The sequence below is a fragment of the Flavobacterium sp. N2550 genome (assembly GCF_025947265.1).
GTDB lineage: Bacteria > Bacteroidota > Bacteroidia > Flavobacteriales > Flavobacteriaceae > Flavobacterium > Flavobacterium endophyticum.
In genome coordinates, this window is the sequence record NZ_CP110007.1 from 398,393 (window position 1) to 422,790 (window position 24,398).

Annotated in this window: 22 protein-coding genes; 1 reads left to right on the plus strand and 21 read right to left on the minus strand. The window is 37.3% G+C overall.

The window, feature by feature from the left end:
* Positions 1 to 37: 37 nt before the first annotated feature.
* Complete coding sequence (locus OLM56_RS01755) at positions 38 to 679, minus strand: 4'-phosphopantetheinyl transferase family protein (protein WP_182492866.1); 642 nt, start codon at positions 677 to 679, stop codon at positions 38 to 40.
* Between the two features lie 174 nt (positions 680 to 853).
* Between OLM56_RS01755 and ahcY the strand changes: the two genes are divergently transcribed.
* On the plus strand, positions 854 to 2,170 hold the full coding sequence (gene ahcY / locus OLM56_RS01760; RefSeq protein WP_121375348.1) for an adenosylhomocysteinase: 1,317 nt from the start codon (positions 854 to 856) through the stop codon (positions 2,168 to 2,170).
* Positions 2,171 to 2,240: 70 nt separating this feature from the next.
* On the opposite strand, the gene OLM56_RS01765 is transcribed toward ahcY, so the two are convergent.
* The 20 genes from OLM56_RS01765 to OLM56_RS01860 form a co-directional block, all read right to left on the minus strand.
* Complete coding sequence (locus tag OLM56_RS01765) at positions 2,241 to 2,897, minus strand: hypothetical protein (RefSeq protein ID WP_264528112.1); 657 nt, start codon at positions 2,895 to 2,897, stop codon at positions 2,241 to 2,243.
* A gap of 1 nt (position 2,898) precedes the next feature.
* Entirely contained in the window at positions 2,899 to 4,425 is a 1,527-nt protein-coding gene (locus tag OLM56_RS01770; RefSeq protein WP_264528113.1) for a hypothetical protein, read from the minus strand.
* Positions 4,409 to 5,302 carry a hypothetical protein gene (locus tag OLM56_RS01775; RefSeq protein WP_264528114.1) on the minus strand — a complete coding sequence of 298 codons (894 nt, stop codon included), beginning with the start codon at positions 5,300 to 5,302 and terminating at the stop codon, positions 4,409 to 4,411. The genes OLM56_RS01770 and OLM56_RS01775 overlap by 17 nt, the downstream gene beginning before the upstream one ends.
* A gap of 44 nt (positions 5,303 to 5,346) precedes the next feature.
* The gene (locus OLM56_RS01780; protein WP_264528115.1) at positions 5,347 to 5,964 is read right to left on the minus strand and encodes a hypothetical protein; all 618 of its coding nucleotides are present in this window, start codon (positions 5,962 to 5,964) and stop codon (positions 5,347 to 5,349) included.
* Complete coding sequence (locus OLM56_RS01785) at positions 5,949 to 7,460, minus strand: hypothetical protein (RefSeq protein ID WP_264528116.1); 1,512 nt, start codon at positions 7,458 to 7,460, stop codon at positions 5,949 to 5,951. Before OLM56_RS01785 ends, OLM56_RS01780 begins: the two co-directional genes overlap by 16 nt.
* A gap of 14 nt (positions 7,461 to 7,474) precedes the next feature.
* On the minus strand, positions 7,475 to 7,915 hold the full coding sequence (locus tag OLM56_RS01790; RefSeq protein ID WP_264528117.1) for a hypothetical protein: 441 nt from the start codon (positions 7,913 to 7,915) through the stop codon (positions 7,475 to 7,477).
* Positions 7,916 to 8,015: 100 nt separating this feature from the next.
* Complete coding sequence (locus OLM56_RS01795; RefSeq protein WP_264528118.1) at positions 8,016 to 9,602, minus strand: PAAR-like protein; 1,587 nt, start codon at positions 9,600 to 9,602, stop codon at positions 8,016 to 8,018.
* 21 nt (positions 9,603 to 9,623) lie between these two features.
* The gene (locus OLM56_RS01800) at positions 9,624 to 11,459 is read right to left on the minus strand and encodes a type VI secretion system Vgr family protein (RefSeq protein ID WP_264528119.1); all 1,836 of its coding nucleotides are present in this window, start codon (positions 11,457 to 11,459) and stop codon (positions 9,624 to 9,626) included.
* A 177-nt stretch (positions 11,460 to 11,636) separates the two neighbouring features.
* A complete protein-coding gene (locus OLM56_RS01805) occupies positions 11,637 to 12,338 on the minus strand; it encodes a hypothetical protein (protein WP_264528120.1) in 702 nt (233 codons plus the stop codon).
* 3 nt (positions 12,339 to 12,341) lie between these two features.
* Positions 12,342 to 13,967 carry a PAAR-like protein gene (locus OLM56_RS01810; protein WP_264528121.1) on the minus strand — a complete coding sequence of 542 codons (1,626 nt, stop codon included), beginning with the start codon at positions 13,965 to 13,967 and terminating at the stop codon, positions 12,342 to 12,344.
* 22 nt (positions 13,968 to 13,989) lie between these two features.
* On the minus strand, positions 13,990 to 14,739 hold the full coding sequence (locus tag OLM56_RS01815) for a hypothetical protein (RefSeq protein ID WP_264528122.1): 750 nt from the start codon (positions 14,737 to 14,739) through the stop codon (positions 13,990 to 13,992).
* Between the two features lie 13 nt (positions 14,740 to 14,752).
* Positions 14,753 to 16,663 (minus strand): DUF2235 domain-containing protein, encoded by a 1,911-nt coding sequence (locus tag OLM56_RS01820; protein ID WP_264528123.1) that lies wholly within the window; start codon positions 16,661 to 16,663, stop codon positions 14,753 to 14,755.
* Positions 16,664 to 16,701: 38 nt separating this feature from the next.
* The gene (locus OLM56_RS01825; protein WP_264528124.1) at positions 16,702 to 17,814 is read right to left on the minus strand and encodes a DUF2931 family protein; all 1,113 of its coding nucleotides are present in this window, start codon (positions 17,812 to 17,814) and stop codon (positions 16,702 to 16,704) included.
* Between the two features lie 11 nt (positions 17,815 to 17,825).
* Entirely contained in the window at positions 17,826 to 19,634 is a 1,809-nt protein-coding gene (locus OLM56_RS01830) for a type VI secretion system Vgr family protein (RefSeq protein ID WP_121375362.1), read from the minus strand.
* A 23-nt stretch (positions 19,635 to 19,657) separates the two neighbouring features.
* On the minus strand, positions 19,658 to 20,389 hold the full coding sequence (locus OLM56_RS01835) for a tetratricopeptide repeat protein (protein ID WP_264528125.1): 732 nt from the start codon (positions 20,387 to 20,389) through the stop codon (positions 19,658 to 19,660).
* A gap of 13 nt (positions 20,390 to 20,402) precedes the next feature.
* The gene (locus tag OLM56_RS01840) at positions 20,403 to 20,978 is read right to left on the minus strand and encodes a hypothetical protein (RefSeq protein ID WP_264528126.1); all 576 of its coding nucleotides are present in this window, start codon (positions 20,976 to 20,978) and stop codon (positions 20,403 to 20,405) included.
* Positions 20,978 to 21,919 (minus strand): polymorphic toxin type 23 domain-containing protein, encoded by a 942-nt coding sequence (locus tag OLM56_RS01845; RefSeq protein ID WP_264528127.1) that lies wholly within the window; start codon positions 21,917 to 21,919, stop codon positions 20,978 to 20,980. The genes OLM56_RS01840 and OLM56_RS01845 overlap by 1 nt, the downstream gene beginning before the upstream one ends.
* Positions 21,920 to 21,930: 11 nt before the next feature.
* The gene (gene tssD / locus OLM56_RS01850) at positions 21,931 to 22,326 is read right to left on the minus strand and encodes a type VI secretion system tube protein TssD (RefSeq protein WP_121375366.1); all 396 of its coding nucleotides are present in this window, start codon (positions 22,324 to 22,326) and stop codon (positions 21,931 to 21,933) included.
* Between the two features lie 114 nt (positions 22,327 to 22,440).
* Complete coding sequence (gene tssD, locus OLM56_RS01855) at positions 22,441 to 22,827, minus strand: type VI secretion system tube protein TssD (protein ID WP_056067940.1); 387 nt, start codon at positions 22,825 to 22,827, stop codon at positions 22,441 to 22,443.
* A gap of 203 nt (positions 22,828 to 23,030) precedes the next feature.
* Positions 23,031 to 24,398, minus strand: a complete 1,368-nt coding sequence (locus OLM56_RS01860; protein ID WP_121375367.1) for a DUF5458 family protein — start codon at positions 24,396 to 24,398, stop codon at positions 23,031 to 23,033.

Sequence of the window (24,398 nt, forward strand, 5' to 3'; positions counted from 1 at the left end):
AAAGAAATAAACTTGAACGATTTTAGGATATAGATTCTCATCGATTCCCTTTTTGGAAGGCATAGACAAGGGTGTAGTTTTCAATTTCTTCAAAACAGATATCAAATTCTATGTTTAGGTTTCCAAAAGTCAGGAGCGCTTTTGTTTTCTGATCTTTCATCTCGAATGGAGCGACAAAAATATGATCCTTGAAACTGATTCCTTTTTCATTCCTGATTTTAAAAATTGCTTCTTTTACGCCCCAGATTACGGTTAATCTTGAAACGTAATCTTCTTCCTTTTTTTTATCTAAAAAGCCAAATTCGCTATTATCGACAAACTTATTGGCAATCAATATTATTTTTTCACGTCGGAGTTCGATATCAATTCCCACGTTTTCATCACTCAAAATTATGGCAGAAAAATCAAAAGAATGCGTTATCGAAATATGGGTCTCGTTTTCAAGGTGGGGCTTCCCAAACTGATCATAGTGAAGTTGCAAATCATTATGTCCGGATTCTTGAAGCAATTTCCTGACACTCAAAAAAGCTCTTTGGTGTACTTCCGATTTCATCGATTGAAGCCTATCTAACGTTTTTTCTTTTAGAATTACCTGTGAAAAAAGCTCATCAAAACTTTCCGTGATTTTCCAGATCAGGATTTTAGTAGTCGGATTATATTGGGTGATTTTGTAGAGCATTCTTTTTTTGGATGACCGATTTTCGCTAAATATTGAATATCAAAAAAAGGATTTGCTTCTTATTCAAACAATTACCATTATTAAACAAACCTTAAATAATTTTTTGGATTATTTTAATAAAAAGTAATTCCGTAAATTTGCAAAAATTTTGATAATACAAATATATACAAATAGATGAGTACAACGACATTACCTTTTGTGGCTTATAAAGTGAAAGATATTTCTCTTGCGGCTTGGGGAAGAAAAGAAATTGAATTGGCGGAAGCTGAAATGCCAGGTTTGATGGCACTTCGCAGAGAATATAAAGATGAGCAGCCGTTAAAAGGTGCTAGAATTGCAGGTTGTCTTCACATGACGATCCAGACTGCAGTTTTGATTGAGACGTTGATTGCTCTTGGAGCTGAAGTGACTTGGTCATCTTGCAATATTTTCTCTACGCAAGACCAAGCTGCTGCTGCTATTGCTGCTGCTGGAATCCAAGTGTATGCTTGGAAAGGCTTGAATGAAGAGGAATTTGACTGGTGTATCGAACAAACTTTATTCTTTGGTGAAGACAGAAAACCATTGAACATGATCTTAGATGATGGTGGTGATTTGACAAACATGGTTATTGATCGTTACCCAGAATTAGTTGCTGGAATCAAAGGTCTTTCTGAAGAAACAACTACAGGTGTTCACAGACTTTATGAGAGAGTAAAAGCTGGAACTCTACCAATGCCTGCAATCAACGTGAATGATTCTGTTACTAAATCTAAATTTGATAACAAATACGGATGTAAAGAGTCTGCTGTTGACGCAATCCGTCGTGCAACTGACTTGATGTTGGCTGGAAAAAGAGTAATCGTTTGCGGTTATGGTGATGTTGGAAAAGGAACTGCAGCTTCTTTCAGAGGTGCTGGTTCTATCGTAACTGTTACTGAGATTGATCCAATCTGTGCATTGCAAGCTGCTATGGACGGATATGAAGTGAAACGATTAGATACTGTTATTGCCACAGCTGATATTATCATCACGACTACTGGAAACAAAGATATCGTCGTGGGAAGCCACTTCGAAAAAATGAAAGACAAGACTGTTGTTTGTAACATCGGTCACTTCGACAATGAAATCGATATGGCTTGGTTGAACAAAAACCACGGTGCTTCAAAAATCGAAATCAAGCCTCAGGTTGATAAATATACTATTAACGGAAAAGATATTATCATCTTGGCGGAAGGTCGTTTAGTAAACCTTGGTTGTGCTACTGGCCACCCAAGTTTTGTAATGAGCAACTCTTTCACAAACCAAACTTTGGCTCAAATCGAATTGTGGAAAAACAGTGCCGCATACAAAAACGAAGTATACATGCTACCAAAACATTTAGATGAAAAAGTAGCTGCTTTGCACTTGGCAAAATTAGGCGTTGAATTGGAAACTTTGAGAGAAGACCAAGCCGCTTATATTGGTGTTGAAGTTCAAGGTCCGTTTAAACCTGAATACTACAGATATTAATCTATTTCAGATTTCTGAATTTAGATTTAAGATAAAAAAACCTCGCTTTCGGCGAGGTTTTTTATTTTTATTAGAGTTTGGCAAATTTGCCGTCCGGAGTAATTTTATATTTGAGATATTGGGCAAAAGTAACGCCTGATTCATCCGACTTAAAGTCCTTAAGATGGATAATCTTGTCTGAATCAATATAGAAATATCGTGATGATTGTCCTAAATCGCTTCCGTTAAGATAGGATATAGGCAATTTGTCTATCACTTTCCCATCTTTGATACTCAACAATACGTTTTGGGTTTGACTTTCGGGATATTCGCAGGTTTTGCAGTCTATTTTTCCTTCGTATAGCACAGATACTATCTTAAAGTTTTTGCCGTCGAAAACTTGGGCGCTTCTTAATTCTATTTTTGATTTTTTATTCTTCATGTCTCCAGAAGGAACAAATTCTTTGGCTATAAAAGTTTTTGCTTCCGGATAATCGACTTTGAAAGTACTTCTGGCAGGATTATCTCTATCCTGAAATAAAAACAGACTCAATTTGTTGTATAAAGAATCTTGGAGAGAATTCTCCTTTGACCAATCTGCAGGGAATTCATGAAGCACGTCTTTATCGCCATACGGCAGGCTTACTTTAGAAGATTCGCTTATTCCTTTAACAGTACTTACTTGGCTGATGCTTTTACTGCAAGAAAGCGTGGCTAGAAAAACGAGTATGGGAATTATTTTTTTCATTCTATTGGTATATGTTATGAATCGAGTTGCCGTCAAAATCACCAGAATGCAAATGGTCGTTGTGATCTGTAGCATACCTGTGCGCATTTCGCAACCAGGCTTGCTGCGTTGTTCCGGCAATTACTTGGGCAAAATTCCAATCTACAAAGGCATTTAATAAATTCTGTTCGTTTTGTCGATTAGCCAGATAGCTCGTGTCAACACTATCTCCGTTCGGGTGCGCCAAACTCGGGTAGCTCGTCGCATCGCCAAAACACATTCCTGTTGAGTTTACGCCTGCTAATCCGTATTGAGATAAAACGCCGACAAATGCTGCAAAACAGTCCGGGTTGCAGAATCGCCTTTGGGTATTGGAAAATCCATAAGCAATAACACGGCCATTTACGGCAACATTTAGCGTGTCCGGCATTCTGACCAAAGGCACATTAGTTCCGGATGCTGTATAGCGGACAATTCTCAAGGCGCCTGGAAAAGCTCTGGCATTCCTATCATTTCTGTGTGTTCCAGTCGTTACAATAGCATTTGCAAAAATATGATTGGTTTGTGCCGCTCCACCGGCAGGAGCATTTTCTGTACGGAGCGCTCCTTGAGGCACTGCTCCAAGCTGCTGTCCATTATTCCTGCCCATGACAGAAGTTTTATTGCATGTTGCAATAAATATTTCATTACCATAAATATCGTAATGATAATAGGTTACTTGTGTAGAACTTGGATTTTCAAGTTTGCTGATTTTCCTTCTGACTGTACCATTCATAGGGAGAAAATTATACGTTCCGTCTGTATAGGTAGTTCCCGATTGAACCCTGGCATAGATTTCATAAAAATTCCTGTTCCCTACCCTAAATCTTCCTTGTGCATCACTATTTAGGAAAATGCCTGCTTCTTTGACTTCTTCTGTGCTATCTGGACCATAAGCACAAGGCTCATTATCTGTTCTTTCTACCACTACTTCCAAATTAGCCGTGTGTGTTGCCGCAGCCGCTATATTGGTTGCCCAAGTATTGAAATCGGTTCGTAAGGATGGTCTAAGCTGTAGTTTTATAATCGCTTTATTTTCATGGTCGGCAAGATTCGTATAATGGTCGTGTGTTCCCGATGGATTTTCGGTTGTTCCTTTATTGTTTAAGGCATCGAAATTGCCGACGACAACAGTCATTTTTCTCCTGACTTCAAAATTCTGGGTTTCTGGGTTAAACCACATCAAACTCAGGGTTTCTGTATTTCCGGTCAATGTATTGTCGCTTGGCCTGATGACAGCGTCAATGGATAAGGTTGCCATATTTTCCGTTTCGATAACCAGATAAACGGTCTTGCCTAAAACAGAATCAAATGGCGTGTTTTGTCCGCCTTCCTGCTGTGCATGAAGGGAATCTATTCGGGTAAATGCCACATTCGCTCCTTGTTGGGTAACGGTCTTTTTTGCAAAATAAACACGAGTTATCTTTTGCAAGCTATCATCTGGCGTAACCGGAGAATAAGGCGGATTGAGCGTTACTGTTTGTCCTGTATCATCAATTGTTATCGGCATCGTTTAATTCATTTAATTGATAACTTATTGTTTTTTTATAATTCTCTCCGAATGAAAATTCAATCGAAATACTTGCTTTTTTAACCGTTCCTGTATTCATATCAAAAATAAAACTGCCATCATATTTGTCCAGATTAGGCCTATCTTTTGCTGAATCAAATAAAATTCCTTTATTTTTTATTGATTTAAAAATCATGTCGTTGTAAAATGGCGCAATCATTTTTCCCTTTACTACAACTTCAAGTTCTCGTTCTTTTAATTTTATTTTTTTTACCCGAGCTTCTTCTCCGATATTAACAACAGCATTTTCAACAAAATTCAAATATCTCACGCTTCTTTTTTTAATTGACAGAGGCGTATAGCTATCATAAAACGGATTCAGAAACAGGCCATGCTGTCTGTAATTTTTTATATCTAAAAGAATTCTCCTATCGTTACTATAGAAATCCCTGAGATATTGAAACATTTCTTCTACTTTCGGCCCGACATTACTTTTGGCTAATCTTTCTATTTTTTCTTCTAGCCTTTTTTGAATCTGATGTTGATTTACTAATTTATTGATGTTTAAATGTCGGTCTGTTTCTAAAATTACATTATCATTTACTTCTGCAATTCGTGCTAAAAAATCTTTTTCTGCCAAAGAAACGGTTCTGTTTTTATACTCAATATCAAAGACTTCTAATTGGATCAAATACGTTTCAAAGTCTTTTTTTAATACTGTTGAATGTATTGTTTTATTAATTTCGCTTTTTAAAACACTGCCGTTTTCTGTTGTTATTTCCATCATCGAAAATTCATAAAACTGCAAATGTTCTTCAAGGTATAAGCAGATATCTAACTCTTTTATGCCTTCAATTGTATCGGTAATATTTCGCATAGTAAGACTTTTGCTTTTTGAATTAGATTGAATTTAAAAATCAATTACTGCCAATCCATTTTAACACCTTTCTTTTTGTTGGCTATGCATTCTTCAATTGTATATTTTACCGGACAATCAAAACAATCTTCTTTTGTAAAAGCATAGCCGTCATTTAATGTAATTGTATCTTTAATTTTAATTTTCTTTTCACTTTGGCATATGGCATTGGCTTGAAATGATTCATAATCATTTTCTCCAATTTTTATGTCTTTCGATCCATAGCTGTAAGTAAGCAACTTAACAATATAACCGTCTTTATTATTCACTACCATCTCATACGCTTTGGAAGATGAAGTGCTTGAATATTTAATTACTGTATTGTTTTTATCCGTCACAATTTTATCAATTGCAAAGTCATGCTGTAATAGGGACTGATTATTTATCACTCTATTTGAAACCGGAACTTTAATTTTTATAGTTCCACTGTTGCTGATCGTATAACATGCCTTGCAATTGTATTCTGTTGGCTGAGAAATTTTGCCAACAACTTTATTGTTTTCATAGACCAAAGTTGAATCTGCAGTAAGACTATTTTTCTCTGCTGTACTGTGATTCTGGGCTTTGCATGAAAGCAAAATCATACAAGTAATTAATAAGCTGGTCGTTATCTTCTTACGCATTCGGTATCGTATTTAAAAAATTCTTTGGTCCATTTCGTATAATTCTGTCTTTCTGCTAAATTAGTTTCGCCACCATTAATCGCTACAGTAACTAATCTTATATTTTCGTTTTCAAGTCCTTTATCCATTTCAGCTAGAGTGGTTGGCTTGTAGACCGTTGAAAACCATCCTGCCGAATTAAAAGCATGAAATAATTCTTGAGATATTTTTTTTGCAAACGTTTTTAAACCATCGTAAAAAGCCGCATCTAATCCGGCAGTATTGGCAGCTGGTCTGTTGGCAACACATTCGCCAACGCTTTCATAACCGCTTCTTGTGGTCATATACGTTTGAGAAAAGGTTGTTGTGTTTATATAATCATAATAGGCCAAATAATTGTAATCGTGCGTTATTTGCTTCATACCTCTACCTTGGAAATCTACTCCTCCTTTATAATTGCTCGGCACGCTGGATCTACTTTCATACGTATAGGTAAAGCTTATTGTTTCTAAATACATTTGGCCGATAAAGTGAATTTTTCTTTTGCATGTATTTATGCCAAACTTTTTAAACATGGCATTCATTTCGTTGACGAATAATTGGATTTTATCTCTATTGTCTGAAATTTTGCCAGTAGAAATTGAAATTTCGGTTATTTTTTCGCCTCCGCTATTAAAGAAATGATCTCTCTTGCTGACATAATTCTGCTTGTCTCTCAGATGATAGATCAGGTCTATCATTTCATCAACAGTAATATCCCTATTGCAATAACATGGCGTACCCAAAACTTCAAATTGTTGCTGTTGTTGATTTAAAAACTCTTGTGTTTCATCAGGAAATTTTATTTCGTCTGTGGTTTCTGTTACTTCGCCTTTTAAATATACAAAAGCATTTTTATCGGTTCTTTTTTCAAATTTTTCTACTAGCTTTTTTAAATCTGCATCCGCTTTCGGTCGTAACGTAATTTCTTGCTCATATTCATTTTTATCTTTTGTAATTGAAAATTCAACTTTGTCTTTTTGTTGATCTCCAATCAGAAATTTTACTGGGGCGTCATAAACTGCTTCAGGATTTGCCAATTTGTTTTCATTGATTTGGACAGTCAATTTTGCCTTATCTCCATTGCATCTTACCACGATATAAACCTTATTGCCGATTGTTGCTTTTGGAATTTTCACCATTTCAAATCCATCTTCCTCTTGTTCTTCCCAAGTTACTTTTATTTGATCATTGGGTTTTAAAGCAACCGTATGATCGGGATCGGTTGCCAAATTTCGGATGGTCTTTTTTTCGGTCTTAAAGGTATCTGTGTATTTTTTTTTAACATCCGCAATTTTTCCGCCGCTCTTTACCGTATAGGTTTCTTCCTTTGGCGTCCATTTATATTTTTTCTTTTTTTCGGCAAAATAAATAGCAATAACGTCCACTAAATGATCAACAACATGTGGCGTATCATATACTTTTTGATTCGGATTTGCTGAATACGATTCGTTATTTTGTTCTTCACTTTGTGCCATTGCAATTTGGTTTTTTAGTTGAAGTCACTTCCTTTTTTATAGTGAGATTGGATTTTTTTTATAAGTTCCGTCCTTATTTTGGGATTCAAATCGCTCATGGACTTATTTAAATCTTCGTTCAAAACACAATCATCGTCTTCGGTGCATTTAAAAGGAATGTGATACAAATATTTTTTGTCGTTATATAAAATAATATACGAAAGCTTTTTTTCTGAATCGGAATTACTACAATACGTGAACGGAATAAAAACTACCTGAGTTTTTTTTAAGTTATAAAACCAAATATTTTTTTCGCTAAAAGCAATCATTTCCATTTGGTAATCGGGATCATCAAATTGTACATTTAATGAATGCTTTTTGTTTTTTAGACTTACATCAATCATTGTCTTATGGCCATCAAAAGGAGGCTCGTTAGGATTACATAAGGCATTTACGTTTACCGTTAGCCTATTCATTCCATTGCAATCTTTCCATTCTTTAGAAATTGAAATCGAATCCACTTTTACAACTTGTGATTCAACTTTATTTGGAAAAAAAGCAATAAGAAAGAAGAATCTAAGTAACACTTTCACTTGTAAGTTCTCTATAATAGATTGGTAATTCATAATCTTCCTCGTTTATTGTATATTCGATCGGATAAACACTTGAAACTCTGGCACTGTAAGCACTGATCTTAACGGCATCTCCTTGATTCCCGCCTAATCCAAATAAGTGCGTCCCTTCCTTATTTTTTGCTACAGCAAAAGTGACGTGCTTTCTGTTATTTACCACACATATTGAGCCTAATGCTAGTTTGTTAGCATCTGTATTTTTCGCCCAAACGGGATCATCAAAATGGTCTGGTAATGTGACTGTCTTTCCGTCTCTTACAACTCTTTTATTTCTATATCTTGTATTAATGTGTCCATAAGTATAAGCTCCAGGATCACATTGAGCCGAAAAACTGTTTTGAGTCAAACACCAGCCTATGAATGAAGCGCACCATGCATTTGTAATCGTTGCACATCCAGAAGGCTTGTGCTCTCGATTTACTTGATGATAATCATTAATAATAGTATTACAATGCGTAGCTTCGGTTACTCCTTTTTCCATTTCTCCTCTCGCCGTGGTCAGCCAAACTTGTTCTTTATTTTTTATTTTGAAATACTTACCTTCTTCTTTTAAAAAGGCATTTTTGGTGCCTGAACCATTATCAATTCCCATATATTCTACATCCGGTTCTGAACAATTGATTTCTACATACACCAACGCTTCTTTACTAGTATCATTTGCAATGAGTTTTGCCAAATCAAACGACAAATTATCAGGCTTTTGGTTTAGCATTAATTTTAAAACCGCTTTATCTTTAAAACTGTCTTTATTAGATAATGAAGCATCAGACGCTAATTTTCCAACCTCAACTTCAAATTCCTCTTTTGCTGCTACATTTTTATAATTCGCAGGATTTGTAACCGCGTCGATGTCTTTTAAGTCAATAAAACTGATTGCGGCATCAACGTCTGAAAGTACTTTTCTTACGCCACTTTTTATTTTTACTTTTAATTTTTTTCCTTCCAATCCAACGGTTTCAATAACCAAGGCAACACCGTAACTTAATCCGCGTTCTTCTACTTTTGTTAAGTCTAAAGTGGTAACATTTCGAGCCGTCGTTAGATTAAATTTTGCGAAATATGCATTTATAATTAGTGGAGCGGCCTTAATCGCAATGCTTTCAACATTGGGTATTGGACTAGCTACTGCCGTATTAAAATCAGGATTGCAAGTAATAGTAGATTCTTTGACTAAAACTTTCTGTTCTTGAACAATTGATGTTCCCAAATTTTCCCAAGGGCTCAATTTTATGACGCTCATGCAAGGTGGAGGCTGCATGTTCTGGGCAGGCCATTTAGGATGACCGCAGGTTCCTTTAAATTGAAGGTTGACCATATTGTTTCCATCGCCTTGAGTTGCCCAAAGCTTGTCTTGCAGCATAAGTTCATTTGAAGTAACTTTTAACTCGCCGAGTTGTTGCGCGTATTCGCACTTTAGCTTGGCGCCATGCATGACTACTTCTCTCTTCTCTGATGGAGAGTCTTCGGAATCTTTCTTTTCTCGTTCCGCTCTTTTTTGGTTGAGTCTAGCATTATGTTGTTGGGTAGCCATAACTTCTAATATAAAACAAGATTATCCTTTACTTACTTTCACATCTTTGCCTCCCTGTATTACGGTAAGCGTAGTTCCCCTCAGTTTTAGATCTCCTTTAGAAGTCTGGATATCGGAATTTCCTGTAATCTGTCTATAGCTTTCTCCAACATTGTCGGTCTTGTCGTTTTTAACCGTGACATTTTTATTTTCAGAAGATTGGACATAATTTTTTCCGATGGTTTCTGTCTTATTGTTTCCAATAGAAATGTCTTCGTTAGCTCCTATTTTGGTAGCCATATTTTCTCCTACGTTGATGTCCAAATTTTTACCAACAGTTATTTTCATATTGTTCGGAGCGTTCACGCTAATATTGCCTTGCCCGTCCATGAGCCAAGTATTGCCACTTGGGTCTTCGATAAAAACACTTCCAGCTGCGTCGTCCATGATTACTTTGGTACCGGATCGAGTCTGGATTACTTTTTTATCATTGCCCGAGGTACTATAGCCGCTAGAAGCACTTCCATTGTACATCGCTCCGAGCACGAAAGGTTTTTCAGCATTTCCTCCTTCAAACGCCACTAATACTTCTTCACCGACTTCGGGAACAAAATAAAAACCTTTGCCGCCGCCCGAATGTGAATTCACCATCCTGATCCACGGCGTATTTTTTCCTGCATCCTTCTGCCAAGCAAAAGCTACTTGAATACGACCCAATCCTGCTGGATCGCTATTTGAAATTACAGTAGCAGGCTGCGATTCTGCCGTAGGAAAGCTGTGAACATTTCCATAAGGAGGAGAAAGAACGCTGTCTGGCACAGCATCAAAACTATTGTGATAGGTACCTGATTCGTCGCAAACATGCATAATGTCGGTAATGATATAATTTCCGAAATTTTGCTCTTGAAGCCCGTCTAAAATATTTCCAGTTAATGAAAACGATGGTTCTTTGATAGAAATTACGTCGCCAATTCTCAAGCCTGTTTCGTCAGAATCGCCTTTGGCCGTAACCATATCGGCAGTTCGTGACTGAAGCTGAGTAGTTACTCGGTCAATAAGATGCGTTCTTGAATTTCCTTCTTCTAAAGAGTGCGAATAAAGCATCGTAGAATTCGTTGGGAAAAGTTTTTTCGAAGATTCGAAAATAGCCTTTGAGTAGGCATCTTCTGGCTGGTAATTTACTTCCATCGAATTGGCTTTCTGGGTCTCTCCATTGGAAGGATCATAGCCCAAATATTCGAATCCGAGAGATTTCGCCCTCATTTCGATATTAAAAGAATGGAGGCTTCTGCCGTATTCTAATGTAAAATTTTTAGATTTTGGCTTTCCGAATAACAGTTCTTCGCCATTATAGTAAAACCACTGTCCTTTTTTCTGCGCAATCCTGCAAAGAAACGCAAAATCGCTCTCGCCATATTGTACCGTATAAGGCAAGGAAGTATCTTTTTGAACCTCAACAGCAGGCTTTAGGCTATCACCAGAATAGTCTTTCAGGACTTCATTGACAATGCTTGACAGCGTCTGGTCGTTAAACGATCGGATATTTGGAGGCCCTTCCATTAAAATTGTTGGACTAAAGCCGTTGATGATTATGCCGCCCGAAGCTCCAGACGTTCGGACCATTTGTGCTTCTGTAATAATTCCGTTGAAAACTAATGGAGAATCAGTCATCATGTTGGTAGGATTGATGCTGATCTTGACTGATTGTCCTACATATTTTTGCGCTTTGTCAATTGCTTGGCTGACAAATTCTTTAGGCAGTGGCTGCAAAATTGAAAAACGATGGTGCGAATGTACCTTTTGATTGATGACCAGTTTTGAAAATCGGGTAAGGTTTTCTCCCGCAATTTCTATTTTAATCTGCGTACTTATTGGCATGGCACTAGGATTTAAAAGTTAAAATAGATCTCGGGGGAAGATGCTGAATATGTTATAGTGAATTTAGTATTTTTCTTGTTTCAAAAGCCTTTCTTTAACATTAAATTAAGTTAAAATAATTTTTAATATTCTGATTTTAAAATCGATACTAAAATCACAATTAAAAATCTATTTTGTTCAGATTATACGTTTTTTAAAAGAAGGCGCTATGTATTTTTGAATTTCTTTCCATGTAAAAACAACTTCAAATTGTTCATAGCCACTGTTTCGATAATTTTCTGAATCTGCTACCATAAAAGAAATTCCTGTGATTTTATTTTTAGAATCGGTTGTTATCTTAAAATCTTGAAGTGCTTTTAGGCTTGGCTGTAATTTTCCATTTTGCTTTTTTAGTCTTGACTTGATACATTTCAAAAGTGCAGTATGGTTTATGAACAGTTGCGAACCTATATTTTTTCCGGTATTTAAATCGAAGCAGTAATAACGAGTGGCTTCAAAAGGAGAACCATAGGATTGCAAATGAACAGAGAAGTTCAACAGCTGATTTTTATCGTAAAAAATCTTGTACTGTTCAAATCCATAGTTCGCTTGGCGTAGCTCGTTATTGGATATGAGTTCCAAAAGCGTGTCTTTTTTTGCCTGAATTCTTTTTTCTGGAGTCTCAAAAGAAGGCTTGTTGAATATATCAAACGCGTTTTGAATTTCACCATAAATAGCAACAGTATGCTGATTCCCTGTATTAAATTTCACCTCTTCCAAAACATAATAGTTCGATTCAAAAAGTACCGAATCTTTTAAAATCTGGACTGTCTGGCTTTTAAGACTGCCGGATAAAAGCAATAGAAACAGGGTTGCTATTTTAAGCATTTTATTTTTCATCAATTACTTCTTTTGTGGTGGGTTTTTCTTTTCGTATTCTTCAAGAATTTTTGTCGCTTCCGGGTCTTTTGCTGCTTTTTGTTTTTCTAGGTAGGCTTTTGCTTCAATCTTTTGAGCCTCGTTTCCGTTCTGAAGCATTAAATCAAAGTGCCTGATGATATCAAACACGCCTTTGGCTTTTCCTCTTGCGTAATTGCTTTTACGATTTTTCTTTCCGCTGGCACCGTCATATTGATTGACACAGTTGATTACCATATCAATGTTGTCATCTTGAGCGTGATCTTTGGCATATTTTTTATTCTTCTTTGTTCCGTCGTTCCAAAAGTAAAGGGCTGACTGCGTGGCATACATGGCATTACTTGAAAGCAACAGATATTTTCCTTGCAATGCCACTCCTGGTTTTTCTTCTGTAAAATCGATGGCACCAGAAGTATCTCCTGTAAATGTGTTTTTATTTCTATAGTTCGTAAACGAAACATAGTTGCCACGACCTGTCAATTGCTTGAGGCCTCTTCCTTTGAATTTCCAACCATCCCTTGTCAGCTCGTCTCCGTTTCCTAAACCACGCTTATCTCCTGGATAAGGAGCATAGGCTCTGGACATCAGCGGAACTCCAAAATTAGAATGTGGTTTTAAATAGATATGATAGTCTACTGTTTTATCTGCCTTCAGAACTGTTTTAAGCAACTTGTCGTTTCGTTTCTTTTTATCTTTTGGATCAGCTTCGCCAGAATATTTTGCATACAGCTGAATATCTACAACCGTTGGTTTTTCGCTAAGCAATAATGTACTGAGCTGATCGTTGGTTTTTGCGACTTCAGCGCCTTTAGCATCCACAATCTTAAAAATTGAAGTCAGATTGTCTTTTAATGATTTCACTATGGTTTCGTCAATAGTAATACCTTTTGAACTGAAGACTCCTGGCGGATTTGAATAGTCTTCGTATTCTGAAAATGTTTTAAAATTAGCGCTCTCAACACCAATCTGAGCAACAAAATGCGCCTTTCTCAAACAAGTGTCTAGACCAAAGTCTTTTCGGTATTGGTTCAAATATGGAAGAATAGAATCTATAATCTCTGTCTGTTTTGCGGTAGGTTTTTTTAATCCTATCGTATCTAAAATCAAGGCTGATGTAAATTCTTCCTCACAATGCTTGCATTTATACGGTTCGTCTTTTTTAGGCAGCGGCGCAGCAGGCGGGACTTGGGCAGGTTCGCTTTTTTGACCACTATCTGTAATTTCAATCGTGCTTCCGCCATAATTGCACGGAATGGTACTTTTCTTTAATAACGGAAATTGATCCTGCACTTTGAGCGTTCCGACATCTTTCCATTCTCCCAACTGCATTACCGAAGCGCACGGAGCGGCACTGTTCGGGCTTTTGGTACAGGTTCCTGTAAAAATCAAGCTTTTGAAATCTTTTTCGACAACCGTGGCTGTCAATTTATCTTGGGTTGTGGGCGTGTCGAAGTTCACCTTCAAGATTCCTTGAGGATTCGTGCAAAGTTTGCATTCAATTTTAGCCATATCGATGACAAGTTTTAGGTCTTCAGAGACTTTGTCTTCTTTTTCGCGTTCTTCTCGCTTTTCGGCTATTTCTTTCTTATTATTTTCTTTGACATCTTCCATGGCTGCATATTTTTTACTTTTTTTAACCTAAAAAAAGCGTGGCATATTTGATAGATTGCATACTGTCTTCAAGCTCAATTAAAGCCTCTTGCAATTGATACTCTTTGTATACTAGTTCGCCTTCATATTTGTATAAGGCATTTGATCTGCCGTTTATTTTATATCTTACAAAATCTTTCTTTTCTGGATGGATCTGCTCTGTGACTTCGCTATTTTTAAAATCTTCAGCTATTTTTTTTCTGACAATTGGCATTTCCCATAAAAGATAATTCCCGAATAAACCATGAAAATAAAGTCCGAACATTTTATAGCTTGACAAAAATTCAATCAGCTTGGCTTCGTCTTTCAGAATCATAGCAATCTCGCTAAAATAGCTTTGTATAAAGCTTCCTTCGTATTCTTTTTCGAGCTCACGGCTGGTCTTTTGCCATCGGGAACTTAGTTCTGACTTATTAAAAATACGAACAATCTTTCCAGTATAATCAACGCCGGCTTCAATTTCGTCGAAAGCGTATCCAATCTGTTTTATCAAATATTCATCGGCTACGGCTACATTACTTTTTATCGAGATTTTAGCTGTAAAAATCTGATAAACATCCAAATATTCTGCTTTTCCAATCGGCATAATCTGTACGTCCCTGATATACGATTTTTGTATAGGACGCTTTTCAATCGAAAAATCATCTACTATGGTTTCAAATCGGTAACTATATCGAGCTCCAACCTTTGGTTCGAGGTGGTATTCTTTTAATCCGTGGACTATAGAAATCATTGACTTTAATCTTTTAATGTTCTCTTCGCTTTCTGTCGTTATTGGGCTCCATTCCAAACCAATCTCTGGATGCCGACCAATGGAAATATTCATTTCGCAATTTTCTCAAAAGCGTCTGAGGATGATAGGCTGTTACTACAACTTCTTCTAAAGTGGTTGTCCGTATATTTTCGTCTTGTTCTAGTTGTGGCTGTGGGTCTTCTCCTAATCCTGGAGGCATCGTAGGCCAATATTGTCTTTGTCCATCAAATCTAGACGAATTTTGCTCTTGATAGATTTTATTCTTTTCTATTTCTTCGAGCATCTTCTCGAGATTTTCTCTATTGATTCTGTCCTGCTTTCTTTTTGCCAGTTCTTCATCGCTTACGAAATCCCATTCTGGAATTTCATCTTTCATATAGCCTTCCATATAGGATTTTGCGCTTACTAACAGCGGATGGCCTTCCACACTATATTGAATTGTCAAATCATCGATCAGGGCATTGCTTTTTTCTTTCGTCTTCATTATCTCCTTGCCGAATTCTTCCATAAAATGTAGCGGCAAGTAGCTGTATTCTTTTTTAAGATAGCGCGTTCCGCTTAGCTTTCTATACACAAGGCCACTCGTCATGAAATTCCAAAACTTATTGTTTATTTCTATCTGATCATCCTTAAACCAGCCTCCGGCAATCAGTTCGTTCATATAACTCTTGAGCTGCCAAAGCGGCTTGTGGTTAGACGTTTCTATTTCGTCTTTATATTCCGTTTCCGTTTCATAAGCGCCGCCGATGTCACAATGCACGCCCGGAAGATTTTTTTCAATCGCTCTGTCCTTAATCTGGCGGATTCTCGTCAGCGAGAAATTTTTTCGATGTTCGTCTTTTGCTGTAAAATGTACCATTTTTTGAAAATAACCCAAGTTATTCAATTGCAGTTCTTCTACATCGTCATCGAAATGAGTTGAAACTACCTCTGTGGCCGCTTTCTTAAAAAAACCGTCGTCTTTCAGTTCGCCATTGACGTCGTATTCGCCTAGCCTTCCTCCAGATTCTCCGTAGGAAGAAACCGTGTCATAAATACCTACAAATCTTACAACGAGTGTAATGTCTTCTAGTTCTTCGGGGGTTATGTCGGTATTTTTAAGAATACTGTATCCCAAATGTCCCATTCTTGGAAGTTTTCCTTCTACCAGAATTTCAGAATTTATTTCCAAACCGTCTGCATCGCCTATAGTTCTTCTGTATTTTCTGACCGGCATTCCTTCTGAATACGGGTTAATTGGATAATAGCCATCGGGCATACTAAACGGTTTTGGCTCGTATTCTTTTTTGACATTTACTTCATGGACAAAATTTCGGGCGGAAGCAGCACCACGGCTGAAACCAAACGCATCTATAGTTATTTTGGTCAGTACTTTATTTCGGTTATTTCCTTTTCTTTTCTCCTCGTTAATCTTATTGGACATGATTTCGCAGGCCTTTCTTACTTTGGCTCTGACTCCGGTCAATCCAGCTCCGAAGGCAAAACCATCTTGGCTGTCTTTCTGCTTGTCATCTGTACCCATACCTTCAACATAAATACGATATTCCTTGTCGCAATATTTCCACATTCGGGCTACGTTAGTGTAATCGTTGCTATAGCTGTTATCAGTTCCCATCTTATCCATGTAGGTTCTATGGGAGCCGATCAAATATTGTTCGTATTCGGTAGGGTTTGAAGGAACGCCTCTTTTCATTAGCTTTTTGTAGGCTTCTTCGTCTCTTTTTACGGACTCAGAAATCTGGTCATCGGTTAAATTTTCAACACCGCCATTCCTATATTTTCTTCTAAGCTCTGTGTTTGTCTTGTTGTTCAATGTTCCATCGATAAAGACACCAAAAGTCAGTTCCAGCTCTTCTTCAGGAGCTTTTGATTCGCCAGTGTTATATACAAAACTTTTACCCATGGTCATTCTATTAATTGTAGCAGTCCAAAATTTTCAATCTATTTTTTACGAGATTTGAAAATATTGATGTTGTTTTCTTTTAATGGTATTGTCTTATCGTCGGTTTTTAACGCTACAGTTACATACGTATTTGTCTTATTTACGGTAAGCACCAAGGTTGCTTTTGCATTCGGGTCGCTTTCATAAATAGATGCAAATGCATTGAAAATTTCTTTTTCATTAAAATCGAGAGAACCGCCGTAAAGCTGTCCGGCTTGATCGTACCAGCCAAGACTTAACTGTTTTGGAATGGCTCTTTTGGCAACTGATTTTTCAGGCAAGTTTTCAGGAAAAATTTCATCGCGTTCACCATTAAACAACGTATAGCTAAAATCGGCTACCTTTCCACCATTGTCGACAACAAAATCAATCTTCCAATCGTATGTTTTTCTGTAGGTGTCCCATAATCCAAAAGGGATCGGTTTATTTTGGTTTGCTTTTTGGACTTCCAATGGTACAAAGCTTTCTTTCGACATAATCCTTTTGACATTGGCTTCATCAAAAAGAAGCTTGTCATGGTCGTCAAGCTTGCTTATTTCTTCTTGAGAAATTTTGATTTTAGACGCTTGATACCTGCCAATTTCTACTTGTTTTGCAGCGCCAGCCAGCCAAATGACAGCAACTCCGCCAGGAGCAAAACCTACGATTATGGTTCTATAATTTTCTTTTCTCCTACCCCACTTTTTATTATTTTCTTCATAACCTTCTTTGAATAATTTCACCATCTTGTTATGGTCAATTTCAGTATCGATATCGTAAAAAACGTTTTCTGCGTAAGAAATCCAAGTCACATTAAGTCGATTAGGAACTGGTTTTTCTCCAGAGCTCATACCACTTCCAAGTTCGCCCCAATTGCCTGCGTCTGGACCAAGGCTTAGGCTTACGTAGCTTCCGTCTTCTGCTTCGAGGCCTCCTTTGTAGACTTCAATCGGATACCCTAATGGACTATTGATGTTTTCTTCCCAGTAAAATTTTTCTATATCCATTATTTTTGTGCTATGATCTTTATTTGCGTTAGCTGTATTTGTGTTTTTTGCGTTATTTTCTTTGCAGGAACTACTGCAGGCCAATAGCAGCAGTAAAACGAAAAAAGAGGGTCGTATTAGTTTCATTTTTTGCTGAATTAGCCTTTGTTTACTTTGGCATCTATAGCTCCGAGCACCTTGGCAACGCCTGCGCTTTGGAAAAATATATCTCCTTGTTCTGCCTTGTGTGTTGTCGTTCCGGTATTTTCTTTCAGATCGCCGTTTACTTTGACGGTCTTGTTTTCGTTGATTGTCTCGAAAGCTTCTTGGGCTTGCAGTCGGTCTTTCATCGTAACGTTAGTCGTCCTGTTTTCGCCAATATTCGTAATCATATCTTTTCCTACGGAAATATTAAAGTTTTCTCCAATGGTAAATGTCATATTTTTGGGAGCATTCACATTGATGTTGCCTTTGCCATCCATCAACCACGTATTGCCACTCGGATCTTCAATAAAAATGCTTCCTTCGGCATCGTTCATGATTACTTTTGTGCCCGATCGGGTCTGAATTACTTTTTTATCATTTCCAGAGGTATGGTATTCGCTCAAGGCGGCTCCATTATACATTGCTCCTAATACAAAAGGCTTTTCAGCATTGCCACTTTCAAAAGCCACGAGTACTTCTTCTCCGACTTCAGGAATAAAATAAAATCCCTTTCCTCCGCCAGAATGCGGATTTGTCATTCGAATCCAAGGCGTATTTGTCCCTGAAATTTTCTGCCATGCAAAAGCGACTTGTACTCGTCCAAGACCAGCAGGATCATCGTTTGAAATTACCGTTGCAGGTTGTGATTCGGCGACTGGAAAACTGTGTACGTTCCCATAAGGCGGCGAAGCAACAGAATCTGGAACGGCATCAAAGCTATTATGGTAATTGCCCGATTCATCGCAAATGTGCATGATATCGGTAATAATATAGCTTCCGAAATTTTGCTCCTGCAATCCGTCAGACAGGTTGCCCGTCAATGAAAAAGCAGGTTCTTTGATATTAATGACATCGCCTATTCTAAGTCCGGTTTCATCAGAATCTCCTTTAGCAGTCACTAAGTCAGCGGAGCGAGATTGCAATTGGGTTGTGACACGGTCGGTCAGATGTGTTTTAGAATTTCCTTCTTCCAAAGAATGCGAATACAGCATCGTTGAAGTATTTGGGAATAGTTTTTTTGAGGATTCAAATACAGATTTCGAGTAGCCGTTTGGCTCATAGTTGACTTCGGATGAGCTTGCAGTTTGGACTTCCCCATTTGAAGGATCATAACCCAAATATTCGAATCCGAGTGACTTTGCCCGCATTTCGATATTGAACGAATGCAGCGTCCTTCCATATTCTAAAGTAAAATCTTTGGATTTCGGCTTGCCAAAAACCAATTCTTCTCCATTGAAATAGAACCATTGTCCTTTTTTCTGTGCAATCCTGCATAAAAACGAAAAATCGCTTTCAGAATATTGGACAGTGTACGGCAAAGTAGCATCTTTTTGAACAGAAACAGCAGGTTTCAAGCTATCTGCAGAATAACCGCTCAATACTTCTTGAACGATATCAGAAAGTGATTTATCTGTATACGATTTGATATTTGGTGTTCCTTCTAATAAAATAGTCGGGCTGTATCCGTTGATAATTATGCCTCCCGAAGCTCCAGCTGTTCTGACCATCTGTGCTTCTGTGATAATACCGTTGAAGGTCAATGGCGAAGCTGTCATCATATTTGACGGACTGATCATGATCTTTATAGATTGCCCGATATAGTTTTGGGCTTTGTCGATGGCTTCGCCTACAAATTCCTTAGGCAGCGGTTGCAATAGCGAAAACCTGTGGTGTGTGTGTACTTTTTGGTCAATCACTAATTTTGAAAAACGGGTAAGAGTTTCTCCTGCAATTTCTATTTTTATCTGGGTACTGATTGGCATGATGCTACTTTTTTAAACTTGTGTTATTTCTTTTCAGAAACTGTCTTTGAAATCGATTTCAGCTTCTCTTGGGCTCTGGCATAATCAGGCTGGATTTCTAATGCTTTTTTATAATCGGCAATTCCTTGTTCTTCCTTGCTTAGTTCTAACAAAAAGTCGCCTCTATTTGTAAATATCTGGGCGCTTTTGGGTTCTGAAATTATGGCAAGATTGTATGCTTTTAAGGCTTCATTTTGCTGATTCATATCGCGAAACAGAGAGGCTTTGAAATTATAGCCAATGCTCCAGTTCGGGAATTTAGAATTCAACTTTTCGATGGTTTTCATGGCTTCTTGGCTTTTATTATTTTCTGCCAAGGCTGTGGCTTTGTTTATATAAAACCATTTATTGTCTGGGTTTATAAGTAAAGCTTCGTCAAAAAAGACTAAGGCTTCGTCATATTTCAGTGCTTTGGCTTGCAACTTGCCGATGAAATTTTTTATATCGGCATTTTTTGGAAATTTTTTATCCATCTCGATTGCGAGCTCTAAGGCTTTGGCGTCATCATTATTTCGAATGGCCATCGCTACTTTTTTATTCAGGTCTTGAATTTCTTGGGGAAAGGTTTTGATTCTCGCAGAGAGTTCTGAATTTTCCGCTTTTATTTCTTGAAGATAAGCATTATCAAAATCAGAAACGACATATTTTTTTTCTTGACCATACGATTGCATAATCAACAAAAAAAATAGGAGTGTATATATTTTTCTAATCTTCATAATTTATATTTTTTTACCAGCCAGGCTTCAAGTTTTCAAGCTCTGATTTTTCCAGTGGAAGAAACACATACGTTGCCTTATAAAAATCTGTAAAATATTTATCATTCAGCTTGCCTTTTCCTTCGATGGTTTCGGTAACAATTACCAGCTTCCCATTTTCTACATAACCATAGCTGTAAACGGCCACATCTCTAGGAACTGTGATGCGTTCGATGATAATTTTATTTCCTTCTAAATGATAATATCCTTCCAAATGTGTCTTGAATCCACCTTTATTTGTAGAAGCAATATGTTTCTTAATGCTTTCAAGATATTCTTGGTTTGTATTTATCGTCTTATCCAGGTCAACCGTAAGATTTGCTTGTCCTGTATTATAAAATTTATAGAAAATATGTTCGTCAGCTTTTCGCTCTCCCGTGTCTTTATTCCAAACAGATTCTAAAACGTAAACCCCATCAGTCCGTAGGGGCGTATTTGGGGAAAGAAGAAAGTTTTCTTCAAACAAACGGTAGTCTTGTTTGGTATACATGCTTTTTGAACAAGAGAAAAATGCGACTGCCAGCAACATGATTCCTATTTTTTTTTTCATCAAAATCCTGTGTTTATATTTGGTCCGGTCTGTACTTCCCAATAATTTGGCCTTTCGGATGGAATCAGGTGAAAGTTAATAAATCGGTGAATCAAGTCTTGCGAATACATATGGCTTTGTCCAAGACCATTGATTCCGAAACTACCTTGCGGCGTTCTGGCATGAAAAGAAGTCCTTCCTTGGTTTAAATCAAAAGAATGGGCATTCGGATTCCAAGCGACTCCGCCTCTTTTTGCATTTAAAAATTCCTGACCCACTTCTGAAGCCGAGGTCGGAGTATAATTGAATGCTTTATCAGAGAATTTTTCAAATCCGCTGCTTCCGATATGTCTTTGCTCAAATTCTTTAAGGCTACGATCTGCAGCTTCAGAATCCAGAACATTCTCAGAATCGGTATCAGCCGTAAAAACGTCGCTAGCTACTATCATTTGGTAGTTGCTTCTGTTGTTTCCGACAATGACTTTTCCACCTCCTGTCCACCAACGATCATGTCCGTCTGCAATGCCTATTTTTTTGAAGCCTCCAAAATCATTATAAAATTGGAATCCAAAATCACTGGCTCTTAATTGCAAAAAACCGACTTGTTGGTTTCTATTATTATTGTTTAATATCAAGCTGGTTCCGAGTGTCGCCGAATATCTATAGGTATCTTCCATTCCCGTTCCGCTCTCCATATGCAAAGGATACACAGACATTGGGTTTGCATGTCCGCCACCAGCCGTAATCTTGCCTGTCAAGACAGTGTCAAAATTCATGGCATTGCTGTCGGAGCGCGTACCAATACCTCCATTATAGGCATTGATAGCAATATTGATACCTGGTTCAACCGGGCCAAATCTTCGACTAACGCCAACGCCGGCCGTACCGCTGAAATAAGATTTTGGACCTCCGCCGAAATGCCAACTCAACCCTATAAAAAATTTAGTATTAAGTTCGTCCATAAAACTTTATTTTAGAATTTCAATGGCCAGTTTCTGGCAAATTGTGAACCGTTCATGTTTATTTCTTTAGCTGAAATTACGATCTCAATTTTCATAGACATCGTATTATAAGCAATGAAAAGTTCATCATATCGGATGCAATAGGCTTCTTTGAATTGGAGCTCGCGCATTTTTGAAATAGCATCTCGCCTGTAAAAGGTCAATTTTCCATTTTTGGTCTGCGAATTACTAACCATCCAATCAAACAGCATTGTGCTTTTTGTAGATTCTACAACAATCCGGATCTTTCCACCGGCCGGATCGGCAGATGGCTTACCGCTTTTATCAGTATCTTGACCAAGAGTGCATTGAAATTCTAAGACATTCAACACCTCTCCGTCAATTTCAAGCTTTGCTAAAAATGACATAAGTAGATAGATTTAAATAATTAAAAAAACTGCAAATAGTAAGATATAATGATAAAGGGAATGCAGTATTACAAACCCTTCATCATTAAAAACTTTAAAGTAATTCTAATTGAATTAAACCCATTCATTAATGTGCTCACCGCCGCCCATTGAAATTTCTTTTGCAGAAATTGTGAAAGTCTCGGTCAATGGATTACCATCTTGAGCATCGAAAGATTCTCTGTATTTTACCAGATATCCTTCCTTGAAGTTCATTTCTTTAAGTTTAGCGTCTGTATCACGCTTCACATACTGGATTGATCCGTCTTTTCTTTCGAAGTTGTTGGTCATCCATTCAAAAAAGAATGAATCTCCAGTTGATTCGACAGTTAAATTGATTGTTCCCCCTCTGGTAACAGATGATGGGCGACCACTAGCATCTACTTCTTGATGCAAATCATACGAAGCGTTCAAAATGTTTAATTCCTTTCCGCCAACTTTTAGTTTTGATTTGAATGACATAATAAAAAAATTTAAAGATTAAAATTTATTAATTGTGATAGAAGTTGGGGGGATTTTCTATTCTATTTTACTTTTATATTTTGGTATTCTAAGATAGCATTTTTTTGATACAAATACAATTAATTCGACGTTAAATTATCAAAAATTAATCTGCAATACCCTGTATATTAATATTATAAAATTGTTATTTGAAATTTGCTATATTATTTTGATTCTGCATATTCAGTATCCCAATCGTTTCCGTCATCGCCTTTTTGTCCGTCCATTTTAATAAGGAAATTTTTAGCCGGAAAATACGGTTTCAATCGGATATCCAAAAAGATTCTGTCTTTTTGATTTGGGTCTTGCTCAAACCTTTTGATTTCAAAATCTTCAATCAGCTTATCTGGTCCCGCAACATTGTCTAAGAATTTCACGATCTGATTCAAGATTTCTTTTCTGGTTTTTGCATTGAAGTTTTCAAAAGCTCTACGGTTTAAGAAATCCATCAAAACTTTCGTCACATAGTCAAAAACACGCACTACAGAATACGTCTGAAGTCCAAGGTTGTCTCCGTTGAAAAGCGTTTTTCCAGAAAAAGCCATTACTTTTCCGTATTCGTTTACCATCGGAATCAATCCCAAGTTTTCAAGATTGGCAATTTCGCTTTTCTTCAAGTCAAACTTAACACCGTCAACTTCGTTGATTCCTCCGTATTTTTTACCGGCCGTTACTTGCGACATCAAAGTATTATAAACTTTTCCTGCCAAAGCCGTGGAAGGTGGAATGTATAAGTGATCGGCTTCTTCAATCTCATCATGTTTGCCACGACCCACAAGCCAGTTGCACGCCATCATGACATTGGAACGGTAGGTATCACCTCCTGTTAGGTTTGCCGATTCGAACATTTCCATTACATCATCCGGTTCGTCTAAATGTTGGAAATCTGTAATCAGCATTACTTTATTGTCATAGGCAATTTTGGCCCATTTTTCAATCACTTTGTTGGATCCTAGATAACCTGGAATAACCAAAAGCGAGTAATTCTGACGCAAGTCTAAACGATCAAAGCCATTTACCAATTCTTCTTGGATGTTATCGATGAAACGCGAATTGTCAAGATCTTTTAACTGATCCAGCTCAGCGTTCATGATGGAAATGTTTTTGACTTTGCTTTCTTCTGTATTTTTATAGAATAGAGAGATTGTTCTGTAGTTTTCTTCTAATTCTTTGGATTCAGCAACAGCGATAGAAAGATTTTTCTTTAAGGCTTGTTCTGCAAGTTCTGATTTTTTAGTGCTTTCAGAAACCAAGTCCAATAAGTTGTCTGTCGTTTTTAAAGAATCAGCCCAAAGTTTCAAGACTGTTTTCAAAGCTTGGCGCTCGGCTTTTTTGCTGCTTTCGCTTAAGAAAATGTTTTTACGTGCCTTTCTTTCTGGATTTAAGTTTTGTACGCCTTCGATGGCGCCCTCCAGAAGGTCAAAGCCTCCGTACTGTATAAAAGATTCAACATTTTGCTCCAGAGTTCTCGTTGAACGTTCCTGACTCGCCAATGTATTATTCGTTGCTTTAGTGTTTTCTTGATTTGCCAT

Bases quoted from the DNA above. Each gene is read 5' to 3' on its own strand.
- OLM56_RS01755 (WP_182492866.1), bottom strand. From the start codon at position 679: ATGCTCTACAAAATCACCCAATATAATCCGACTACTAAAATCCTGATC.
- ahcY (WP_121375348.1), top strand. From the start codon at position 854: ATGAGTACAACGACATTACCTTTTGTGGCTTATAAAGTGAAAGATATT.
- OLM56_RS01765 (WP_264528112.1), bottom strand. From the start codon at position 2,897: ATGAAAAAAATAATTCCCATACTCGTTTTTCTAGCCACGCTTTCTTGC.
- OLM56_RS01770 (WP_264528113.1), bottom strand. From the start codon at position 4,425: ATGCCGATAACAATTGATGATACAGGACAAACAGTAACGCTCAATCCG.
- OLM56_RS01775 (WP_264528114.1), bottom strand. From the start codon at position 5,302: ATGCGAAATATTACCGATACAATTGAAGGCATAAAAGAGTTAGATATC.
- OLM56_RS01780 (WP_264528115.1), bottom strand. From the start codon at position 5,964: ATGCGTAAGAAGATAACGACCAGCTTATTAATTACTTGTATGATTTTG.
- OLM56_RS01785 (WP_264528116.1), bottom strand. From the start codon at position 7,460: ATGGCACAAAGTGAAGAACAAAATAACGAATCGTATTCAGCAAATCCG.
- OLM56_RS01790 (WP_264528117.1), bottom strand. From the start codon at position 7,915: ATGAATAGGCTAACGGTAAACGTAAATGCCTTATGTAATCCTAACGAG.
- OLM56_RS01795 (WP_264528118.1), bottom strand. From the start codon at position 9,602: ATGGCTACCCAACAACATAATGCTAGACTCAACCAAAAAAGAGCGGAA.
- OLM56_RS01800 (WP_264528119.1), bottom strand. From the start codon at position 11,459: ATGCCAATAAGTACGCAGATTAAAATAGAAATTGCGGGAGAAAACCTT.
- OLM56_RS01805 (WP_264528120.1), bottom strand. From the start codon at position 12,338: ATGAAAAATAAAATGCTTAAAATAGCAACCCTGTTTCTATTGCTTTTA.
- OLM56_RS01810 (WP_264528121.1), bottom strand. From the start codon at position 13,967: ATGGAAGATGTCAAAGAAAATAATAAGAAAGAAATAGCCGAAAAGCGA.
- OLM56_RS01815 (WP_264528122.1), bottom strand. From the start codon at position 14,739: ATGATTTCTATAGTCCACGGATTAAAAGAATACCACCTCGAACCAAAG.
- OLM56_RS01820 (WP_264528123.1), bottom strand. From the start codon at position 16,663: ATGGGTAAAAGTTTTGTATATAACACTGGCGAATCAAAAGCTCCTGAA.
- OLM56_RS01825 (WP_264528124.1), bottom strand. From the start codon at position 17,814: ATGAAACTAATACGACCCTCTTTTTTCGTTTTACTGCTGCTATTGGCC.
- OLM56_RS01830 (WP_121375362.1), bottom strand. From the start codon at position 19,634: ATGCCAATCAGTACCCAGATAAAAATAGAAATTGCAGGAGAAACTCTT.
- OLM56_RS01835 (WP_264528125.1), bottom strand. From the start codon at position 20,389: ATGAAGATTAGAAAAATATATACACTCCTATTTTTTTTGTTGATTATG.
- OLM56_RS01840 (WP_264528126.1), bottom strand. From the start codon at position 20,978: ATGAAAAAAAAAATAGGAATCATGTTGCTGGCAGTCGCATTTTTCTCT.
- OLM56_RS01845 (WP_264528127.1), bottom strand. From the start codon at position 21,919: ATGGACGAACTTAATACTAAATTTTTTATAGGGTTGAGTTGGCATTTC.
- tssD (WP_121375366.1), bottom strand. From the start codon at position 22,326: ATGTCATTTTTAGCAAAGCTTGAAATTGACGGAGAGGTGTTGAATGTC.
- tssD (WP_056067940.1), bottom strand. From the start codon at position 22,827: ATGTCATTCAAATCAAAACTAAAAGTTGGCGGAAAGGAATTAAACATT.
- OLM56_RS01860 (WP_121375367.1), bottom strand. From the start codon at position 24,398: ATGGCAAATCAAGAAAACACTAAAGCAACGAATAATACATTGGCGAGT.